Below are 21173 nucleotides of genomic sequence, written 5' to 3'. Positions count from 1 at the left end.
TGAATATGAAAAAAAGCTACCAAAGTAGCTTTTCTTTAACGAAATAAATTACATAAAACGAGATAAATCTTCTTCAGGACGAGCAGTAAGTACTTCGATGCCTGTTTCTGTTACCAAAATCGTATGTTCATACTGAGCTGAAAGTTTGTGGTCTTTAGTAACGACAGTCCATTTGTCACCTAAAAGTTTTGTTTGCCAAACCCCTGCATTGACCATTGGCTCAATGGTAAAGGTCATGCCTGCTTCTAAGCGCATACCTGTACCTTTCTGACCATAGTGTAAAACTTGTGGTTCATCATGGAAGACATTGCCAATACCATGACCACAATATTCACGTACAACGCTAAAACGTTCAGACTCAACATATTGTTGGATTGCATGTCCAATATCGCCAAGATATGAGCCGTGTTTAACCGTGGCCATACCGCGATACATGGCTTCTTGTGCAACTTGGCAGAGACGATTCGCAAGAATAGAAGTCTCTCCACCGACGATATACATCATGTTGGTATCGCCGTGATAACCATCTTTAATGACTGTTACATCAATATTGAGAATATCACCATTTTTTAAAACTTTACTTTCAGAGGGAATACCATGACAAACGACATGGTTAACCGAAGTACAAATCGAATGTTGAAATGCTGGGCGACCAGGTGCAGCGCCATAGCCAACACATGCTGGAATTGCTTGTTGTACATTTTCAATGTGATTACGACAAATTGTATCAAGTTCTAGGGTATTTACGCCTGCTTTAATATACGGCTTAATCATGTCTAAAATTTCAGCCGCTAGTTTTCCTGCAACACGCATCTTTTCAATTTCTTCGGGCGTTTTGATTAATCGACGAGGAGCTGTATAAGTCGTGTTCATGATCTCTAAAAACTTTTGGTAATTTGCAAGCGTCTATGGTATAAATAGCCGCCTATTTTATCAAATGCTTTTCGTGACAATTTTGCTTATAAAAGTTGTGCGAAAAACTGATGAATAGTTATCAAAAATCCGCACATATATCGACACATTACTCTGGGTGCCTAGCAATAGGTGGAGAATGCGGATATATGGAGGCCTAACCCAAACTTTAAGGTAAAGAAAATGGCAGATTACAACGTAAGCATGCGCGACCTTCTTCAAGCAGGCGCACACTTTGGTCACCAAACTCGTTTTTGGAACCCAAAAATGCGTCAATATATTTTCGGCGCGCGTAACAAAATTCACATCATCAACCTTGAGCACACTGTTCCTGCGTTAAATGATGCTTTGAACTTTGTTAACAATCTTGCAAGCAAAAAGAACAAAGTATTGTTCGTTGGTACTAAACGTGCTGCTTCTAACATCATCCGTGAACAAGCTCAACGTGCTGGTCAACCTTATGTAGATCACCGTTGGTTAGGTGGTATGTTGACGAACTGGAAAACACTTCGCCAATCTATCAACCGTTTAAAAGATCTTCAAACTCAATCTCAAGATGGTACTTTTGCTAAGCTTACTAAACGTGAAGCTTTAGAGCGTACTCGTGAGATGGAAAAACTTGAACGTGCTTTAGGCGGCGTTAAAAACATGGGTGGTTTACCTGACGCATTATTTGTAATCGACGTTGATCACGAAGCGATTGCAATCAAAGAAGCGAAAAACTTAGGTATTCCTGTAATCGGTATCGTTGATACAAACTCTAACCCAGATAACGTTGATTATGTTATTCCTGGTAATGACGATGCGATCCGTGCAGTAACTTTATATGCATCAGCTATGGCAAATGCAATTCTTGCTGGTAAAGAATATGCTCAATCACAAGCGAATGCACAAGCTAAAGGCGATGACGCTGCAAAAGACGCTTCTGAGGCTTAATGCGGTTTGACGCAAGCTTGTCATTTTTGCGACATGTAATGGTGGCAAATTAAGCGTCGAGATTGCAAACGGTCCAGAGTTTCTTTGGGCCGTTTTTGTTGAACAGATTTATTTTCTACCGATTTTAGGAGATCAACATGACTGCAATTACTGCAAGCATGGTAAAAGAATTACGTGACCGTACTGGTCTTGCAATGATGGAATGCAAAAAAGCATTAACAGAAGCAGGCGGTGACATTGAACTTGCGATTGATAACCTTCGTAAATCAGGTCAAGCAAAAGCTGCTAAAAAAGCAGGTAACATTGCTGCTGATGGTGCGATCACTATCATCCAAAACGGTAATAAAGCAATTCTTGTTGAAGTTAACTGTCAAACTGACTTCGTTGCTAAAGACGAAAACTTCAAAAATTTCTCTGATAAAGTTGCTGCTGCTGCACTTGCTGCAAACGAAACTGATGCTGCAAAAATTGCTGAACTTAAACTTGAAGATGGCGCAACTGTAGAAGAAGCTCGTGTTGCACTTGTTCAAAAAATTGGTGAAAACATTCAAGTTCGTCGTGCTCAAATCGTTGAAGGCGAAAACTTGGCTGTTTATAAGCACGGTTTAAAAATCGGTGTTGTTGTTTCTTACACAGGTGATGCTGACACTGGTAAAGGTATTGCAATGCACGTTGCTGCGTTCAACCCAGTTGCAGTAAATGCTGAATCTGTTTCTGCTGACTTGATCGCTAAAGAGAAAGAAATTGCTGAAGCGAAAGCATTAGAATCAGGTAAGCCTGCAAACATCGTTGAGAAGATGGTAACTGGTTCAGTTGAGAAATACTTGAACGAAGTTGCACTTGATCGTCAAATGTATGTTATCGATAACGACAAGAAAGTTGCTGACGTATTAAAAGCAACGGGTACAGTTGTAGCTCAATTCGTTCGCTTCGAAGTAGGTGAAGGTATTGAGAAGAAAGCTGAAATGAGCTTTGCTGACGAAGTTGCTGCTGCTCAAGCTGCTGCTGCTCAATAATTTTTATTGAATCAGTAAAAGTTAAAAAACCCAGTCATAATGACTGGGTTTTTATTTATGTTAATTTTTTAAAATTATTCCTCATGTGTTTCTTTAAGTTTTGCCAATGCTTCAATCCGATACTGAATGAGCATTTCGCCAATTTCTGCACCTTGAACATGTTCTGGTAAATCCTGTGCTCTAATATTCCGAACAATCTCCATGGCATCCAAAATATACTGTGCTTGTGGGTAAGGGCGATCTTCTAAACCTAATCGACCTTTAGCATCGCATTCACAAGCCTGCACAAAAGCAATGACTTTTTCTGGTTTTCGTAAAACATCCAAGCGCTGTAGTAAACGCCATACAGTACCAGGTTTCAAATTCTTGATTTGATGGCATTTCAGATGTTCTTTGCAAACAATTAAAGCTAAATTTTTAAGATGTGTGGGAACTTTCAAGCGTTCACATACGTTTGTAACGGGTTCTAATCCACGTTCCTCATGCATGATATGCCGTGGTAATTCCTCAGTTGGGGTAAGTGCTTTCCCTAAATCATGCACCAAAACAGCAAAACGTACATCTAGTCCATAGTTGGCCTGACAAGCTTGTTTTAGTGCCATTAAGGTGTGTACACCACAATCTATTTCAGGATGGTACTCTGGGCGTTGTGGAATACCAAATAACGCATCTATCTCAGGAAACAGTACTTTTAGCGCATCACAATCTCTTAATGTTTGAAAATAGATATCGGCATGATCTTCCATCAATGCACGAGAAGTCTCTTTCCATACACGTTCAGGTGTTAAAGCATTGAGTTCTCCTGAATTGGCAATCCTTTTCATTAATTGCAAAGTTTCTTGTGCAATTTCAAATCCATAACTAGCATAACGAGCAGCGAAGCGAGCAACACGTAGCACACGTAAGGGGTCTTCTGTAAATGCATCAGAAACATGGCGTAGGATTTTCTGATCAAGATCTTTTTGACCACCATATGGATCATAAACTTGTCCAGTTTCATCCATTGCCATTGCATTAATCGTTAAGTCACGGCGAATTAAATCTTCTTCTAATTTAACAGTGGTATCAGTAAAAAATTGGAATCCGTGATAGCCAATGCCTGATTTTCTTTCAGTACGTGCTAGTGCGTATTCTTCTTTTGTTTTTGGATGAAGAAATACAGGAAAATCCTTTCCAACGGGTTGGTAGCCTTCAGATAATAATTGTTCAGGTGTTGCTCCAACCACAACATAATCTTTTTCGTGATAGGGGTGACCGAGTAAATGATCTCGAACAGCACCGCCTACTAAATAAACTTGCATAAAAAACCTCTATTCTTCACACAATCATGCTACAGAATAGAGGTTTTCTCAAGCACTAAGCATAGCTTTTAATGTTAAAAGCTATGCTTAAACTGTATCAGTTTTGGCTTTGCTGAATTTCAGCAACAGTTAAAGCTGTCATATTCACTAGACGGCGGGTAGTTGCTGTCGGTGTTAAAATATGAACTGGCTTTGCTGCGCCTAACAAGATTGGACCAATCGTTACATTATTACCAGATGTTGCTTTTAACAAGTTGAATGAAATGTTTGCAGAATCTAAATTCGGCATAATCAACAAGTTTGCTGAACCTTTAAAGCGTGAATTTGGAAATGCAAAATGACGAATATTATCATCTAATGCAGCATCACCATGCATTTCACCTTCAACTTCAAGTTCAGGCGCTTGTTCAGAAAGTAAACGATAAACTTCACGCATTTTCTGAGCACTTGGATCAACTTGATCGCTTCCAAAACTTGAGTGAGAAAGTAAAGCGACACGAGGGGTCATACCAAAACGACGCACTTCTTCGGCTGCTAAAATAGTCATCTCTGCAAGTTGTTCAGCAGTTGGATTGGTATTTACATAGGTATCGGCAATAAACAAGTTACGATCTTCAAGCATTAATGCATTGAGTGTAAAGAATGTACTACGACCATCTTTTAAACCGATTACGTTTTTAACGAAATCTAAATGGATATCGTAGCTCGCATAAGTACCACATAACATACCATCAGCTTTGCCAAATTTAACTAGCAATGCGGCGATTAAGGTTGAACGACGACGTGCTTCACGTTGTGCATATTCAACAGTTACGCCTTTACGTTGCATTGTATTGTAGTAGTCTTTCCAGAAATCATCATATAAAGGATTTTTTTCTTGATCGACGATTTCAATATTGACACCGTGCTGTAAGCGTAAACCAAGTTTTCTGATATTGTCTTCAATAACGGCTGTACGACCAACAAGAATTGGTTTAGCTAGACCTTCATCTACAACAATTTGAACCGCACGTAATACACGTTGATCTTCACCCTCGGCATATGCAATACGCTTAGGATCAGTTTTTGCTTGTGAGAAAATCGGTTTCATTAAGAATGCTGAGTTATATACAAACTCAGAAAGTCTTTGACGATATACAGAGAAATCTTCAATTGGACGTGTCGCAACACCAGAATCCATTGCAGCTTTAGCAACCGCAGGCGCGATTTCTAAAATCAAGCGTTGGTCTAAAGGGCGAGGGATCAAGTAATCACGACCGAATGATGCAGATTTTTCACCGTAAGTCGCAGCATCTGCTTCAACATGCGCCATACGTGCAATCGCATGTACACAAGCAATTTTCATGTCTTCGTTGATCGTTGTAGCACCGACATCGAGTGCACCACGGAAAATATATGGGAAACAAAGCGCATTGTTTACTTGGTTTGGATAGTCTGAACGACCAGTTGCCATAATCACATCTGGGCGAACTTCGTGCGCATGTTCAGGTAAGATTTCTGGATCTGGGTTTGCAAGTGCAAAAATAATTGGGTTTTCAGCCATTTCTTTAACCATTTCTTTGGTTAAAATTCCTGCTGCAGAAAGACCCAAGAACATATCTGCGCCAGTCATTACTTCATGTAATTGAGTCGCTGAAATATCTTGAACATAACGTTTTTTCGATTCATCAAGTCCTTCACGTGAAGTTGTTAGAAGACCACGAGAATCAGCTACAATAATATTCGATTTATTTACGCCTAATGCACAAAGTAAATCTAAACATGACAATGCAGCAGCACCAGCACCTGATGCAACGATTTTAATTTCATCAATTTTTTTATTAACGAGTTGTAAAGCATTCAATAACGCTGAACCTACGATAATACTTGTACCATGTTGGTCATCATGGAACACAGGAATTTTCATGCGTTCACGAAGTTTCTTCTCGATATAGAAACATTCTGGTGCTTTGATATCTTCTAGATTGATACCACCAAAAGTTGGTTCTAATGAAGCAACAATATCAACGATTTTGTCTGGATCATTTTCCGCAATTTCAATATCAAATACATCAACACCAGCAAACTTCTTGAATAGAACGCCTTTACCTTCCATAACAGGCTTAGAAGCAAGAGGACCAATGTTTCCTAAACCAAGCACGGCTGTACCATTACTCACGACGGCAACCAAATTTCCACGTGCTGTATATTTTGCAGCAGCAGAAGGGTCACGTTCAATTTCCAGACATGGAGCAGCAACACCAGGAGAATACGCAAGTGCTAAGTCTCGTTGGTTTACGAGTTGCTTGCTCGGTGTCACGCTGATTTTTCCAGGTGTAGGAAATTCATGGTAATACAAAGCGGCTTCTTTTAAAGATTGATCGTCCATCTGAGTCTCGATTGTTCCGATAATAATCAGGCATATACATGGCTGATGATTATATTAAGATAAGTGCACAAGAATATAGCACTAGTTCATGTTTTCGCCCAGTCAAAAAAGCTTATTTTCACTGAACGTATAGGCTTATTGACAATTTATATTGGGCGTAAATTAAACTGCCAAAAAGCTCAAAATATGGTTTTAAATGGAATATCTTGCAATTGCTAGACGCATATGTTGCTGTAAGTACTCAGTCGCATGTACGGCAGTTAAGGGTTTAGCAAATAAGTAACCCTGTAATATGTCACAGTTTTGTCGTTTCAAGTATTCACATTGCTGTTCTGTTTCAACGCCTTCAGCGACAACTTTTAAGCCAATTGTTTTACCCATCGCGATCATGGCATTAACAATCGCATCTTGTTTTGCATTACCAATTTTTGAAATAAATGCACGATCAATCTTTAAAATATCAATCGGATATTCAGTTAAATAAGCCAGAGAAGAATAGCCTGTACCAAAGTCATCCAGTGCAATTGAAATATTACGTTCTTTCAGTGCACACAAAATTGTTTTAACACTCTCAGTATTTTCTAAAAATGCTGACTCAGTAATTTCTAACTCTAAATTTTTACCTGTAATAGAGTATTGATCGAGTACGGCATCAATATCATGCAATAACTGACCACGCAAAATTTGTTGAGCAACAATATTTACAGCAATATGGATGTTAGTAAAACCTAGTTTTTGCCATTCTTGTAACTGTTTCGCTGCCTCATACAGGACAAATCGTCCAATATCAGAAATTAGACTGGTACTTTCTGCTAAAGGAATGAAAATATCAGGCATGATTAGACCTTTCGTAGGATGTTTCCAACGAATGAGTGCTTCAAATCCATTAATTTGACAATTCTGAGCAGTGATCTTTGGCTGATAATAAACTACGAGTTCATTGTTTTGAATCGCCTTTCTCAAATCAAGCTCTAAATCAGTATGCTTAACGACGAAGTTGGTTCGCTCACTAGAATAGTAGCGGATTGTATTTCCACCTAAGCGTTTGGCTTCTGTTAAGGCTTGCTCGGCATGGGTATTTAAGTTGTCGACTTGACGCCCGTGCTCAGGGTAAATCGCCACGCCAATCGAAATACTGACCACATACTCTTGATTGGCGATATAAAAGGGTTTACTAAATGCTTCGACGATGTTACTGCATAACTGATTAATTGGCGGATGTAACGGTGACATTTCATAAATGATTGCAAAATCGTCTGCACTTAAATGTGAGACTAAAAGTGCATCAATATTACTAATACGTAAACGTTGAGCCACTTGTTTTAAAAGTTCATTACCCGCTTGATTGCTGAGTAACTCATTCAAGGCACGGAAACGATCAATGTTGAGTCTAATAACGGCTAAATTCTGTATCGAAGCCTCATTAACCAGATATTGATGCAGTTGCTGATGATAATAGAAGCGATTAGGTAGGTCGGTCAGGGTATCGTAATTGGTTAAATATGATAAACGTTGCTCTTGATGCTTACGCTCAGTTTGGTCAGAGACAATCCCGATATAATTAATCACACGATCTGATTCATCTTTTACAGCATTGATATGGATCCAAAGGAAACATGATTTTTCAGAAAGATAAGTTTCTTGAAACTCACCTTCGTACTCATGTTCTTCGTGCAAAGTATCAAGGATAGACAGATGAAAATTATGATGATGCTGTTTATTTTGTTTAGTAATCTCAAAAAGTTGTTTTTCTAATATGAACTGTTTATCTAAACCCGTTAATTGTTCATATTTAGGATTAACTTCAAGATAGTGGAAGCTATCATCTAGAATAAAGATACCTTCTGAAGCTTGTTCGAATACACTCGCTGCTAATTTTAATCGTTCTTGATCTTTCTTTTCTTGGTTAATATCACGATGAATACCGACCATGCGTAGGGGGGTCTCATCTTTAGGATTTCTTAAAATGACTTGGCCAACATCATGAATCCAAACCCATTCACCACTCGGTCGTTTAATGCGGAAGGTTTCTTCGTAACGTTTAGTTTGGCCGCATAGATGTTTATAAAGTGTGTTTTTAACACGTTCAACATCATCAGGATGTACGATTTTATGCAGCAACGAATAGTGATTCTCAGAATCACGCGTAACTTCTTTACGATGAGAATTGGTAATCCCAACAGTATTATTTTCTAAATTCCATTCCCAAGGTCGAATACCTGCAGTTTCATGTGCAAAAGCTAAATTTTGACGATGTTCCTGCAAACTATTATTGATTTCTGTTAAATCAAAAGTACGCTCGCGAACTTTTTGTTCTAATAAATGATTGTTAAATTGTAATTGAGCTTCAATATCTTTCGATTTATTCACTTCACGTTGTAATTGTTGGCAAAGTTCTTCGGTCCATTGATTGTGTTGTTCAGCTACATCGACCAATTGTTTATTTTTTTCTAAAACTTGGTATAAGCGTTGGTGAATTTTAAAAGTTGCTTGTGCACATAAAAGTGTCGCAAAGAAAGATGAATAATAAGCAAGATAAAAAAGCGTATGTTCTTGGTCGCGATGTAAAATTTGAGAAAAAACTAATGGGGTAATACTTGGAATAAAAAATAAAAAGAAATATTTAACGTGTTGGGTAAGAAAGGTTAAGGCAATAATATGTGAGGAGGTGAGTAGTAGTGCTGTTAAAGTTAAAATATGGGAACCAGATAAATTTGGTACATCTTTGATCAAAAAATAATTGATGATAATCGTACTGATACCTAGTAATAATCCTGTGAAAAAGCAAATAATTTGAAAGGCGATATTTGTTTTATGTGCAAACCTAACAGATGAATAATGTTTTATCGAAAAATGACAAATACAATAAAAGCAAAATAAAATGCTCAGACAAATACTAATCCAAGTCGTAAAAATATTTTCACTAAAAGAATAGAAAAATCCAAATAAAACATAATCTAAGAGAGAAATGCAAAACACACTCAATATAAATAGACGTACATGATTCGTATAGTTAATTTGATCCGTATAAACAAATTGTGGCAAATTTTTTTCATGAACCCCGAGCATACAAAGAATAGTCCTTTTCATTATTTATCTATGCGTACAATCATTATTTTTTGTAAACACGATATAGTTTTATTTTAAATTACCGTTAAACCAGATGGAAAGCAATGCAAATACTTTATTTGGTTGAAAAGTGATAATTTAAAATTGATAAAGCTACAACTGGAGCGGTTTCAGTCCTTAAAACACGATCTCCAATACACCAGTTTTGAAAATGATTTTGATTAGCAGCATCAATTTCTGCTTCACTTAAACCACCTTCTGGACCAATCAGTAGGGCTAAATCAGGCTGGCTATTTAGTACTACATTTTCTTGGTCTTTGTTTGGCGCTAACACAAAACGTGATTGTGGTAGCTGTGCCGATTTTACCCAATCGGTTAAACTAATTGGTGCTAGAACATTTGGAACTTTGTTCATTCCACATTGTTCACACGCTGCAATCGCAATTGACTGCCAATGATCTAATTTCTTTTGATCACGTTCATATCTTAACCGCATTTCACAACGTTCACTAGTCAATAATTGAATAGTTGTGACACCAAGTTCAGTGGCTTTTTGAATCGCATAATCCATACGATCACCTTTGCTCATGACTTGGCCTAAAATTACTTTAACAGGTGCTGTTCGATCTATAGGGTTGAATTGATCAATAGAAACAAAAGCATTTTTCTTATTAATTTCAGTAAGTGTTACGATATATTCACCACCTTTTCCATTGAAAAAGATGGCTTGATCTAGCTCTTTTGCACGAAGCACTCGTACCCAGTGATGAAATACCGATTCTGTTAATTCAATCGTATTGCCAGTATTTAATTCTGTTTCGATATAAAAACGGTTCATGCTGGGTAAGGCTCGTACAAATTAGTTTAAACCAAGATCAACAACGAGTTGTCGAGTTGGCTCTGTTTGGTTCATTGAGTAAAAGTGTAAGGTCGGTGCTCCGCCAGCAATTAAACGTTCACAAAGTTTAACAATCACTTCATGGCCAAATGCTTTAATACTTTCGCTATCATCACCATAAGCAGCAAGTTGTTTGCGAATCCAACGTGGAATTTCTGCACCAGTTCCATCCGCAAAGCGAATTAAATTGCTTGCATTGGTAATTGGCATGATGCCTGGTGCAACGGGAATATCCACACCAGCTTTGGCAATACGTTCGATGAAATAGAAATAAGCATCTGGATTGAAGAAAAATTGGGTAATACCTGCGTTCGCGCCTGCATTCACTTTTTCAACAAAACGTTGAATGTCACCATCAAATGTATCGGCTTGAGGGTGCATTTCAGGATACGCAGCCACTTCAATATGGAAATGATCACCTGAATGTTCACGGATAAAGCGAACAAGATCTTGAGCGTAAGGTAATTCGCCAAGGCCAACTTGACCTGAAGGTAAGTCACCACGCAATGCTACGATGCGGTCAATCCCTTGTGATTTATATAAATCTAAGAGCTCAGCAATACGAGCTTTATCATCACCAATACAAGAAAGGTGAGGGGCGACGGGCGTGCCTTTGCCATTAAAATCATTAATGGCTGCTAAAGTGCGCTCACGAGTAGAACCACCAGCACCATAAGTAATTGAGAAAAACTCTGGGTTTAATAGCTGTAGTTCTTGGTGAACGATACGTAACTTTTCAGCGCCAGCATCAGTTTTTGGCGGGAAAAATTCAAAAGAAATAGGAACACGTTTCGTCATTTCAAATCCTTTTTTAATCGCTTAGACATTATTTTAGAAAAAAGGGCAGTCCGTAAACGTCTGCCCTGATTTTCTTAGTATTTATAAGCGTCAGATTTGAATGGACCTTCTACAGGAACGCCAAGGTAATCTGCTTGTACTTGAGTCAACTGGGTTAATACACCACCAAAGCCAAGCACCATTGCAGCAGCTACTTCTTCATCTAATTTCTTAGGAATCAGTTCTACACGGATTTTCGCAGCTTTTTGATCTTCAGGAAGATCGGCAAATTTCTCAGCGAACAAGTGCATTTGACCCAACACTTGGTTAGCAAAAGAACCATCCATAATACGTGATGGGTGACCTGTTGCATTACCTAGGTTAACCAAACGTCCTTCAGAAAGAAGGATTAAGTAATCATTTTCATTTTCTGAACGATACACTTGGTGAACTTGAGGCTTAACTTCAACCCATTTATAACCACGGAGGTAGTTCGTGTCAATTTCAGTATCAAAGTGACCGATGTTACACACTACTGCACCTGCTTTTAATGAATCAAGCATTGCTGAATCACAAACGTGGTAGTTACCCGTTGTCGTTACGATAAGGTCAGTGCTTTGAAGAAGGTCGAGGTTGATGTCTTCTTTCTTTCCTGTTTGAATGCCATTTTTGTATGGAGATACAACTTCGTAACCATCCATACATGCTTGCATTGCACAGATTGGATCTACTTCAGTTACACGTACAATCATACCTTCTTGACGAAGTGATTGTGCAGAACCTTTACCTACGTCACCGTAACCGATCACAAGTGCACGACGACCAGATAACAACATATCTGTACCACGTTTGATCGCATCATTTAGAGAATGGCGGCAACCATATTTGTTGTCATTTTTAGATTTCGTTACGGAATCATTTACGTTGATTGCAGGAACTTTTAAAGTACCATCACGTAACATTTCATACAGACGTTGAACACCTGTTGTTGTTTCTTCAGTTACACCGTGGATTTTTGCAATCACTTCAGGGTATTTTTCGTGAACAAGTAGTGTTAAATCACCACCATCATCAAGAATCATGTTGGCATCCCAAGGTGTGCCATTTACATTGATTTGTTGTTCAAGACACCACATGTATTCTTCTTCAGTTTCGCCTTTCCACGCAAACACAGGAATACCCGCAGCAGCAATAGCAGCAGCAGCGTGATCTTGAGTAGAGAAGATGTTACATGATGTCCAACGAACTTCGGCGCCTAGTTCTACGAGTGTTTCGATTAAAACTGCAGTTTGGATTGTCATATGAATACAACCCAAAATTTTTGCACCAGCAAGTGGTTTTTCAGCCGAATAACGCTTACGTAAACCAATCAAAGCTGGCATTTCTGCTTCAGCAAGTTTGATTTCTTTACGGCCGTAGTCAGCAAGAGAAATATCAGCGACTTTATAATCTGTAAATGAAGCAGTAACCGCGTTCATCAGGATCTCCTAGAAAAATAGTATGGATCATTCTGTTCGCGGATGCCGTTGTTGGTTAGCACGAGTGTCTAACCGATCGTCGAGCCTGGCAAATTGATTTTTAGTGCTAATCAATCGTCGCAGCATCCCTCGACTGGGCATTATAATACTTGGAAATGACTTTAGTTCCAATGTTATTTTGTTTGAGATGACTATAAAATGAAGAATTAGATTGGGATAAGTGATTAAATTTTTTGAATGAACGATCAAGGATTCCAAATCCCTTTGAAATCCTTATGTATGCACAAAAGAATCGCATTAAGCTTTTAAATGATCTTCAAATTCTTCGCCAAGCTGCATGGCTAAGGCATTTCCAGATAAGTCACACGTGACCAAACCGTATTCTTTTTTAAAACTAAAGGTAAAACCTTTATTGTCGGCTAAACTTTTTACTGAATATCCTAATTTTTCTAACCAAATACGAAAAGCCAATAAATTTTTTGCTTTCACAACTCTGTTTTTCATTCCAGAACTCCTTTTAACTTGTATTTATTAATAAGGGTGACCTAAAAAATTTTAAAGGGGGATTGCATATATTTATTTTTCTTCATGTAACTAATGTAAAATTAGATTAATTGAAACTGAAATTAAACTTAAATTTTATCTGATAATATTATTTAAATATTTGATTTCATTTATTTGTATTGTTTTTTCTCGGATTGGATCTTGATCCAAAATAAATGTAAAAAATGATTTCACTTTCTACTTTTTAAAAACTAAATTTTAGCCTTTAAAAAGTAGAACTTTAAAATTAGAACTGATCTTTAAGCGCTCTGATCCGTGCGAAATCTTCGACACTTTCTGTGCGCAAGAAAGGATTTGTTTCAAGCTCTAATTCAATTGTACTCGGTAAAGTAATTTGTTCTGCATCTCTCAATGCTTTGACTTCCTTTATGCGTTCTTGTAGTGCAACGTTATGAGGTTCAATTGTTAATGCAAACTCAGCATTTGCAAGCGTATATTCATGTGTACAATAAACTTTGGTTTGTATTGGCAATGCTGCTAAGCGATTTAATGAGTGGTACATTTGTTCAGCAGAACCCTCAAATAGGCGCCCACAGCCCATTGCAAATAATGTGTCACCAGAGAAAAGTGTGTGTATTTCTTCAATAAAATAAACAATATGACCTAGTGTATGTCCTGGTGTGGCGATAATTTCAACTTTTAAATCATTAAAGTGAAAATGGTCGTTATGTTGCAGCGGATTCGATATAAACGAAATTTTACTGAGTTCATCACGTGGACCGAAAACAGGTAAATTTTGGTCAGCCAATAGACCTTGTACACCATCAGTATGATCGCGATGCCAATGTGTTAACCAGATTTGTTTCAACTCAAGTTGATGTTGTTCGCAAAAATCGGTAACAAGTGCTGCTTCTGTTGGATCAATTGCTACGACTTCTTGCGTATGAGTATCTTCTAATAACCAAATATAGTTTTTTAAGGCATTTTTTACGTCAATTGCATGAATCTTATAATGCATGGCCGAATCCTAAATCTCTGTTTTATGTGGTTATTGATCAATAGAGTATTTGAATAATCAAATCATAATTAGTTTAAGTGTAAATGTATAAGAGTGCAAAAGCTTGGTAAGAATTGATACATAATGCTGACTTTTTAGGGCATATTATGACAGCTTCAATCATGAAGTATTTTTCAAGTTGACAAGTTATACTTTTTCTATAAATATGATATAAAGTTTTGATAAATTAATGGTTTATATTCATCTTTGGTGGTGTGAAAAATACTTAATTAAAGCTAACATAGTTTAAAAATTAGATTTAACAATATTTAACGAAGTAAAACATTTAAAGATGAAATGAAAAATAAATCATAAGAATAAAGTGAGAGCATTATGACTGATTTGGTAGATCATGAGATTGTCGTTATCTTCAAAAAATATTTATATCCTTTGTCTTCCAAACTCACAGAAATGTTGAATGAGCATTTTAGCCATCAAACAGAGCGCCGTGGTTGTGGTTATACTCAAGCCACTCGTGTGATCGCTGAATTTGTTTCACAACCTCGTGATATGTTGGGATTCCAAGATTTTCGTATTTTTGAAGACTACGAGGTTAAAGGATTGAAAAACATTTTAAATCAAAGTTCTTCATATGGTTTAGTGTTAGAAACTTGGCGTAATTTGGATATTAACGCTGATGTACAACAATATTTAGAGCATTCTAATTCACAAGATACATTTACTCAAAATTTGCAACAAGAAGTTGATTTTCAAGCGAAGCTTAGAAAAATCCATCAATATGCAGAGCTTGAAGAAAGCATTTTAATTTGCCAATTACTTGCAGATATTATTCTTCCACAAACAATTGATCAAATTGAAATGATTGAGTGTCATTCTTTAGAGGAAAAGCCGAAAGTTGGCTCATGTCCGATGGCAGAAAAATTTTTCTTGCGAATTGCACATCATCGTTTATTGAGACAAGGTGAAATTAATATTTTCGTGGATGATAACAGTTTACCCATTATGATGGAGAAACTGAATATGGGGGATAATCACTCCTGTATCAGTCTCGTGCCATTGATGATGAATGGGGTGCGCTTACCGGCAGGAAGTCTTTTCTCTGCAAGTTATGAAGTTGATGCGCTGGAAAAGAAGCCTAATAAACAATATAAAGGATATGTGATCCCAATTGCTCAAATGAATGGTTTTTGGTTTTTACGATTAACGACACTGGCTGTTTCGCCAAAAAACCGTGCACGTGCGTTTGGATATCATTTTAAACAACAGGTAGATAATGGATTATTTAGACCTGATACGACGGAACTAAGTCAACTGATTGAGATTGCAAAAGATCAAATTTATGTAGGGCATCCATGCTAAAAGCTTGTTACGCACCACGCTATTTTGCAAGAACACATACCAATAGTATGGAAAAACTGACAGCCGTCGCTGATGTGCTGCGAACTCATCAAATGGTTGATTTAATTGATCCAGGTTTAATTGATACTGAGATATTAAAAAAACTACATAACCCAGAATATGTGGAAGCCTTTTTATCGGGAGAATCTGCATTTGCTACTATTCAGGGTTTTAAACCTTGGAATGAGCAATTACGGGATGCCATCCTGTCGGTGCAAGCGGGGCAGCTTTTAGGAGCTGAGATCGCATTGAAAGAAGGGATTGCTGCAAATATTGCACAAGGTTTTCATCATGCGAGTTATGAATCTGGTGCAGCATATTGTACTTTTAATGGCTTGGCATTGGTTGCAAAACAAAATCCTGAGAAGCGGATTTTTATTTTAGATTGTGATCAACATGGAGGCGATGGCACAGCAATATTTACCAATCGGATGACCAATTTGATTAATTTTAGTATTTTTGGAGTTCGTTTTGGTTGTAAGGCTGGTGAACGTAGTTTGACTCGCTATATTCATCCTAAACAGGGTAATTTTGATTTGTATCGCGAAGCAATTTTTGAAGCGTTTCAATATGCCTCACATTGGGAAGCAGATCTAATCATCTATCAAGCTGGTATGGACTGCCACCAACTAGATAAATATGGCTCAAAATGGTTTACCACTGAGTTGTTATATGAACGAGATCGCCTGGTTTTTGAAATGGCAAAAAAAATGAAAATTCCATTACTGTTTGTATTGGCGGGTGGGTATCAAGAACTGGATGATTTAGTGCCTTTACATGTCAATACATTCAAAGCTGCAAATGAAATTTACTTTCCTTGAAATAGTAGAAAGATACAAAAAAAGCCCTCAAAATGAGAGCTTCGTCTTATGCTGTGATTAGCGTAATTTTGCTAACCAATCACCAAATGATTGAACCAGTTGAACTAAAATTAGCAGTACAATCACGGTTAAAATAACAACACTGGTATCAAAGCGTTGATAACCATAGGAAATAGCTAAATCACCGATACCTCCTGCACCAACTGCGCCAGCCATTGCAGTTGCACCAATTAAGGAAATCGTCCCTGTGGTCAGGTTCAAAATTAATGAGCTACGTGCTTCGGGGATAATAAATTTAAAAATGATTTGCCAAGGTGAGGCACCCATAGCTTGAGCTGATTCAATAATACCCTCATTCACTTCAAGTAATGAAGTTTCAATCAATCGCCCTAAATACGGACCTACGTAAATGGTGAGTGGAACAATCGCAGCCCAAGTACCAATCGAAGTCCCAACTAATAATTTGGTTAATGGAATGACTGCAATAAGTAAGATGATAAATGGTAAAGAACGTAGTGCATTTACAATTGGGTTGAGAAAATAATAGATTGCACGGTTTTGTAAGATACCACCTGTGCGAGTGACAACTAAAGTTACACCTTGAATCAATCCCCAAATACAACCAAAAAGCAATGAGAAAAAAACCATTTGAAAGGTTTCTTGTAATGCAGTGACGAATTGGTCAATTGAAAGGGAACTATGCCAAAACGGCGCGGAAGCTTCAGTAAGCCATTGTACGATTAAATCTCTCATTGGCTCACTCCTGATTGTTCAACTTTCACGCCTTGTTGCTCAAGAAACTTAATAGCGTCTTGAATAGTCGCAGAATCACCCAAAAGTTGAATAAACATCTGTCCAATCACAGTGCCATTGATTTCAGTCATGTTGGCAAAAAGAATATTTAAGCTCAAATCAAATTGTTTAATCACAGCTTGAATGACGGTTTCTTGAGCAGATGTCCCTAAGAATTGCAGACTATAAATACTATTGTGATGCTTATGTTCAAGGTTATTGAGGATATTAATTGGTAACTGTTGTTGCAAAACTGTTTGAATGAAGGTCTTTGTAGTCGAATGCTGGGGTTGACTAAAAATATTGAGGGTAGGCCCTGTTTCAATCACTTGGCCTGCTTCCATGACTGCAACATAGTCACAGACTGACTCAATTACATCCATTTCATGGGTGACCATCACAATGGTAATCTTTTGTTCTTTATTAATCTTTTTTAATAGCGCTAAAACAGATTGTGTGGTCTGAGGGTCAAGTGCAGAGGTTGCTTCATCACATAGTAAAATTTTGGGATGGTTTGCAAGCGCGCGGGCGATACCTACACGTTGTTTTTGTCCACCTGAAAGTTCATCAGGATAGGCATCTTTCTTATGCTTGAGATCGATGAAATCTAACAGCTCTGCTAGGCGCTTTTCACGATCAGCTTTGTTATGCCCCAATAATTTGAGTGGCATTTCAATATTTTCAGATACTGTTTTAGTTTGCAGTAAATTGAAATGTTGAAAGATCATGCCGATATTTGCACGTTCTTGACGAAGCGTACGCGCATCCATTGCAGTAAAGTCTTTCTGATTGATAATCACTTGTCCCTGAGTCGGGCGTTCAAGCAAATTAATCAAACGGATCAACGTACTTTTACCTGCACCACTATAACCAATAATGCCGAAGATGCTGCCTTCTGGGATCTCTAAATTAATTTGATCCAGTGCGTTGATCGTTTGACCTTTCAGTTGATAGTGTTTCGAAATGTTTTTAAATTGGATCATGTTCGTCAGTACTAAGCAAAAAAGAAAAAACAGGCAAATATCTTTGCCTGTTTCATTGAAAATATTATATTACGATTTTGCTTCAGTGAGATAGCTTGTCGGTTTGTTTACATCAACTTTTGTACCTGCAAAATGTTCTTGTACATACTTTTTCACAGCTTCTGTATGATAAAGCGCACCGACTTTTTGTAGTATTGCATCGTCTTTACGAGATTCAGCAGTTGCTAAAACATTGACATTTAATTTAGTACTTTGATCAATTGGTTCGTAATAGATTGCATCTTTAAGAACGTTCAAACCACCTTCTAAAGCCAAGGTATTACCTAATAAAATCGCATCAACTTCGTCTTTTACACGTACAGCTGTCGCCATTTGAATTGGTTTGATTACGATTTTTTTACTATTTTCGATAATGTCAGCAGGCGTGCCTTTCACTGGATCGAAATCAGCTTTTAATTTGATTAAACCTGCGCTTTGTAAAAGTAACAATGCACGTGATTCATTTGCGCCGTCATTTGGGATTGCAATGGTTGCGCCTTGAGCAAATTCTTCAACTTTTTTTACTTTGCTTGAGTAAATACCCATCGGTTCTAAATAAGTCGTTGAAACAGGTGCAATCTTATCTTTATTTGCCGCATTAAAAGCAACAAGGTAAGCGTAAGATTGGAAGGCATTAATATCAACTTCTTTATTAGCAACAGCTGTATTCATTGCAACATAGTCAGTGAAGTTTTTGACTTCAAGCTTAATACCTGCGGCTTTGGTTTCAGGTAAAGTTGCAATATAACGCCAAATATCAGCATCTGAGCCAGTAGATGCCATAACAACAGTTTGTAATCCACCAGCATTTGCTTTTTGCTCAGTAGATGCGGTATCAGGCTGTTTACTGCATGCTGCAAGTAATAACACAGATACACTTAAAAAAAGGCTAATCAGCTTTTTCATGTATAAATCCTAGTCGGAACAATGCCGAGAAAATCTTCATTTCTCTAGCATCAGGAATCGCAATCGTTTTGTATGTTGTAAATTGGCATCATCATTCAAAATTATTTTAGATTTTGAACCTAAGACGTTTTACAACATCGAAAAATAGATGATTGTTCATGTTCTACTCTAATACTACTAGATTAAGAAGAAGAGCCAACCAAATTATTCTTACGCTAAATCTTGAGGTAGATGAAATGTCATAATTTAAAATTAATATTCTAAATATATGATAATAATCAAAAAGAATCTTAACTATAGTTAACAATTCATCTATTAGTTTACCAATCATACCAATAATTTAGATCTTGTTATAGTAGTTATGCTAGATACTTCAAAGTCTAACGGTATGATTATTTAAGAAAAATTATGTTCTAAGTAAATATAAATGAATGATAGTTTTATGAATTTTTCTGAATACAGATTGCAAATGGTTTACTTTAAATTGAATATATATTTTTCTGAATTTGTTATTTATATAATGAATATAGATGCTTGATTTATGCACTATTTGTGAATAAAAAAGCCTTCCGAAGAAGGCTTCCTTTCATCGTGATAAGGCTTATTCAGCTTTTTCGCGAGCGATTGCACGGTAACCAATATCACTACGATACTGCATACCTGTAAATGTCACTTGACCACATACTTCTAAAGCATTGATCTGTGCTTCAAGTACTGTATCACCTAATGCTGTTACACAAAGAACGCGACCACCAGCTGTGATGATATGGCCATCTTCTGTCGTTGCCGTACCTGCATGGAAGATCTTAGTATCTTCAGGAGATTGTCCGATACCAGAAATCACATCACCTTTACGTACAGTATCAGGGTATCCCCCAGCTGCAAGTACAATACCGATTGATTTACGTTCATCCCACTCAGCTTCGCTTGGTAAATTACCAGCAATACCCGCTTCAACCAAATCAACCAAAGATGATTTTAAGCGCATCATAATCGGTTGTGTTTCTGGATCACCGAAACGACAATTAAATTCAATAACACGAGGTTGACCTTGTTCATCAATCATTAAACCAGCATATAAGAAACCTGTGTAAACATGACCATCAGCTGCCATACCATCAACTGTAGGGCGCATGACTTCATTCATTACACGTTCAAATACTTCTGGTGTAACAACTGGAGCAGGAGAGTAAGCACCCATACCACCAGTATTTGGACCTTGGTCGCCTTCAAAAATACGTTTATGGTCTTGTGAAGTTGCCATCGGTAAAATGTTGTTGCCATCAATCATACAAATGAAGCTTGCTTCTTCACCTGCAAGAAATTGTTCGATGACAACACGTGAACCAGCGTCACCAAACTTGTTGCCTGCAAGCATATCGTCTATCGCAGCAAAAGCTTCTTCGTTGGTCATTGCAACGATTACACCTTTACCTGCCGCTAAGCCATCCGCTTTGATTACGATTGGTGCGCCATGCTGTTCGATATAAGCTTTTGCAGCATCAACTTCAGTAAATACATCATAAAATGCTGTAGGGATGTTATGACGTTTTAAAAAATGTTTAGCGAATGCTTTAGAACCTTCAAGCTGTGCAGCGTACTGGGTCGGCCCCCAGATTTTTAAACCTGCTTCACGTGCTGCATCAACCACACCATTGACTAAAGGTGCTTCAGGACCAACAATAACCAATGCCACATCATTTGCCTTTGCAAATTCGATAATGGCAGGATTATTTAAAATATCGATGTCAACGTTTTGACACTTATCTTCAGTTGCTGTGCCTGCATTACCTGGCGCAACAAAAACTTGTGTTACTTTTGAATCTTGTGCGATTTTCCATGCAAGTGCATGTTCACGGCCACCGCTACCCAAAACTAAAATATTCATTATTAAGTTATTTCCTTTTTCCGTATTTAAGAATATACCTGTTCAGAATAAAAAAGTCCCCCTAGGATG

General features: G+C 37.5%; 17 protein-coding genes. 4 read left to right on the top strand and 13 right to left on the bottom strand.

Going from position 1 to position 21173, the window contains the following annotated elements:
- Positions 1-48: 48 nt before the first annotated feature.
- Positions 49-873, bottom strand: a complete 825-nt coding sequence (gene map, locus AC0JIQ_RS10785; protein ID WP_004661270.1) for a type I methionyl aminopeptidase — start codon at positions 871-873, stop codon at positions 49-51.
- Positions 874-1095: 222 nt separating this feature from the next.
- Here map and rpsB point away from each other — a divergent pair, with 222 nt between their 5' ends.
- Both rpsB and tsf read left to right on the top strand, forming a co-directional pair.
- On the top strand, positions 1096-1848 hold the full coding sequence (gene rpsB, locus AC0JIQ_RS10780; RefSeq protein ID WP_004661273.1) for a 30S ribosomal protein S2: 753 nt from the start codon (positions 1096-1098) through the stop codon (positions 1846-1848).
- A 137-nt stretch (positions 1849-1985) separates the two neighbouring features.
- Complete coding sequence (gene tsf, locus AC0JIQ_RS10775) at positions 1986-2864, top strand: translation elongation factor Ts (RefSeq protein ID WP_004661274.1); 879 nt, start codon at positions 1986-1988, stop codon at positions 2862-2864.
- Between the two features lie 74 nt (positions 2865-2938).
- Here tsf and AC0JIQ_RS10770 read toward each other — a convergent pair whose 3' ends face one another.
- From AC0JIQ_RS10770 to gloB, 8 genes are all read right to left on the bottom strand, one after another.
- Positions 2939-4165, bottom strand: coding sequence for a multifunctional CCA addition/repair protein (locus AC0JIQ_RS10770; RefSeq protein WP_474201645.1), 1227 nt, complete (start codon positions 4163-4165; stop codon positions 2939-2941).
- A 97-nt stretch (positions 4166-4262) separates the two neighbouring features.
- Complete coding sequence (locus AC0JIQ_RS10765) at positions 4263-6533, bottom strand: NADP-dependent malic enzyme (RefSeq protein ID WP_474201644.1); 2271 nt, start codon at positions 6531-6533, stop codon at positions 4263-4265.
- A 192-nt stretch (positions 6534-6725) separates the two neighbouring features.
- Complete coding sequence (locus tag AC0JIQ_RS10760) at positions 6726-9602, bottom strand: EAL domain-containing protein (protein WP_474201643.1); 2877 nt, start codon at positions 9600-9602, stop codon at positions 6726-6728.
- A gap of 115 nt (positions 9603-9717) precedes the next feature.
- Positions 9718-10440: a 16S rRNA (uracil(1498)-N(3))-methyltransferase gene (locus tag AC0JIQ_RS10755; RefSeq protein ID WP_474201642.1), complete on the bottom strand. Its 723-nt coding sequence runs from the start codon at positions 10438-10440 to the stop codon at positions 9718-9720.
- Positions 10441-10461: 21 nt separating this feature from the next.
- Positions 10462-11298 carry a methylenetetrahydrofolate reductase [NAD(P)H] gene (gene metF / locus AC0JIQ_RS10750; RefSeq protein ID WP_004661285.1) on the bottom strand — a complete coding sequence of 279 codons (837 nt, stop codon included), beginning with the start codon at positions 11296-11298 and terminating at the stop codon, positions 10462-10464.
- A 74-nt stretch (positions 11299-11372) separates the two neighbouring features.
- Positions 11373-12755, bottom strand: coding sequence for an adenosylhomocysteinase (gene ahcY / locus AC0JIQ_RS10745; RefSeq protein ID WP_474201641.1), 1383 nt, complete (start codon positions 12753-12755; stop codon positions 11373-11375).
- A 297-nt stretch (positions 12756-13052) separates the two neighbouring features.
- Complete coding sequence (locus tag AC0JIQ_RS10740) at positions 13053-13259, bottom strand: hypothetical protein (protein WP_004661287.1); 207 nt, start codon at positions 13257-13259, stop codon at positions 13053-13055.
- Positions 13260-13545: 286 nt separating this feature from the next.
- Complete coding sequence (gloB, locus tag AC0JIQ_RS10735; RefSeq protein WP_474201640.1) at positions 13546-14277, bottom strand: hydroxyacylglutathione hydrolase; 732 nt, start codon at positions 14275-14277, stop codon at positions 13546-13548.
- A 372-nt stretch (positions 14278-14649) separates the two neighbouring features.
- Between gloB and AC0JIQ_RS10730 the strand changes: the two genes are divergently transcribed.
- Positions 14650-15636, top strand: coding sequence for a hypothetical protein (locus AC0JIQ_RS10730; protein WP_474201638.1), 987 nt, complete (start codon positions 14650-14652; stop codon positions 15634-15636).
- Entirely contained in the window at positions 15630-16496 is an 867-nt protein-coding gene (locus AC0JIQ_RS10725) for an arginase family protein (RefSeq protein ID WP_004661290.1), read from the top strand. Before AC0JIQ_RS10730 ends, AC0JIQ_RS10725 begins: the two co-directional genes overlap by 7 nt.
- Before the next feature lie 57 nt (positions 16497-16553).
- Here the strand turns inward: AC0JIQ_RS10725 and AC0JIQ_RS10720 are convergent, their stop codons facing one another.
- The 4 genes from AC0JIQ_RS10720 to purD all read right to left on the bottom strand — a co-directional run bounded on the left by AC0JIQ_RS10720 (position 16554) and on the right by purD (position 21104).
- Entirely contained in the window at positions 16554-17249 is a 696-nt protein-coding gene (locus AC0JIQ_RS10720) for a methionine ABC transporter permease (RefSeq protein WP_004661291.1), read from the bottom strand.
- Complete coding sequence (locus AC0JIQ_RS10715) at positions 17246-18271, bottom strand: methionine ABC transporter ATP-binding protein (RefSeq protein WP_474201637.1); 1026 nt, start codon at positions 18269-18271, stop codon at positions 17246-17248. The genes AC0JIQ_RS10720 and AC0JIQ_RS10715 overlap by 4 nt, the downstream gene beginning before the upstream one ends.
- 69 nt (positions 18272-18340) lie before the next feature.
- The gene (locus AC0JIQ_RS10710) at positions 18341-19216 is read right to left on the bottom strand and encodes a MetQ/NlpA family ABC transporter substrate-binding protein (protein ID WP_474201636.1); all 876 of its coding nucleotides are present in this window, start codon (positions 19214-19216) and stop codon (positions 18341-18343) included.
- A 601-nt stretch (positions 19217-19817) separates the two neighbouring features.
- Positions 19818-21104, bottom strand: a complete 1287-nt coding sequence (purD, locus tag AC0JIQ_RS10705; protein ID WP_474201635.1) for a phosphoribosylamine--glycine ligase — start codon at positions 21102-21104, stop codon at positions 19818-19820.
- Positions 21105-21173: the final 69 nt, after the last annotated feature.

Source organism: Acinetobacter sp. FB (assembly GCF_056033405.1).
Note: the sequence above shows the minus strand (reverse complement) of the source record. Positions and strands in the feature narration are given on the sequence as shown.

Bases quoted from the DNA above. Each gene is read 5' to 3' on its own strand.
- map (WP_004661270.1), bottom strand. From the start codon at position 873: ATGAACACGACTTATACAGCTCCTCGTCGATTAATCAAAACGCCCGAA.
- ahcY (WP_474201641.1), bottom strand. From the start codon at position 12,755: ATGAACGCGGTTACTGCTTCATTTACAGATTATAAAGTCGCTGATATT.
- AC0JIQ_RS10755 (WP_474201642.1), bottom strand. From the start codon at position 10,440: ATGAACCGTTTTTATATCGAAACAGAATTAAATACTGGCAATACGATT.
- AC0JIQ_RS10730 (WP_474201638.1), top strand. From the start codon at position 14,650: ATGACTGATTTGGTAGATCATGAGATTGTCGTTATCTTCAAAAAATAT.
- AC0JIQ_RS10760 (WP_474201643.1), bottom strand. From the start codon at position 9,602: ATGCTCGGGGTTCATGAAAAAAATTTGCCACAATTTGTTTATACGGAT.
- rpsB (WP_004661273.1), top strand. From the start codon at position 1,096: ATGGCAGATTACAACGTAAGCATGCGCGACCTTCTTCAAGCAGGCGCA.
- metF (WP_004661285.1), bottom strand. From the start codon at position 11,298: ATGACGAAACGTGTTCCTATTTCTTTTGAATTTTTCCCGCCAAAAACT.
- AC0JIQ_RS10740 (WP_004661287.1), bottom strand. From the start codon at position 13,259: ATGAAAAACAGAGTTGTGAAAGCAAAAAATTTATTGGCTTTTCGTATT.
- gloB (WP_474201640.1), bottom strand. From the start codon at position 14,277: ATGCATTATAAGATTCATGCAATTGACGTAAAAAATGCCTTAAAAAAC.
- AC0JIQ_RS10770 (WP_474201645.1), bottom strand. From the start codon at position 4,165: ATGCAAGTTTATTTAGTAGGCGGTGCTGTTCGAGATCATTTACTCGGT.
- AC0JIQ_RS10715 (WP_474201637.1), bottom strand. From the start codon at position 18,271: ATGATCCAATTTAAAAACATTTCGAAACACTATCAACTGAAAGGTCAA.
- purD (WP_474201635.1), bottom strand. From the start codon at position 21,104: ATGAATATTTTAGTTTTGGGTAGCGGTGGCCGTGAACATGCACTTGCA.
- AC0JIQ_RS10725 (WP_004661290.1), top strand. From the start codon at position 15,630: ATGCTAAAAGCTTGTTACGCACCACGCTATTTTGCAAGAACACATACC.
- AC0JIQ_RS10710 (WP_474201636.1), bottom strand. From the start codon at position 19,216: ATGAAAAAGCTGATTAGCCTTTTTTTAAGTGTATCTGTGTTATTACTT.
- AC0JIQ_RS10765 (WP_474201644.1), bottom strand. From the start codon at position 6,533: ATGGACGATCAATCTTTAAAAGAAGCCGCTTTGTATTACCATGAATTT.
- AC0JIQ_RS10720 (WP_004661291.1), bottom strand. From the start codon at position 17,249: ATGAGAGATTTAATCGTACAATGGCTTACTGAAGCTTCCGCGCCGTTT.
- tsf (WP_004661274.1), top strand. From the start codon at position 1,986: ATGACTGCAATTACTGCAAGCATGGTAAAAGAATTACGTGACCGTACT.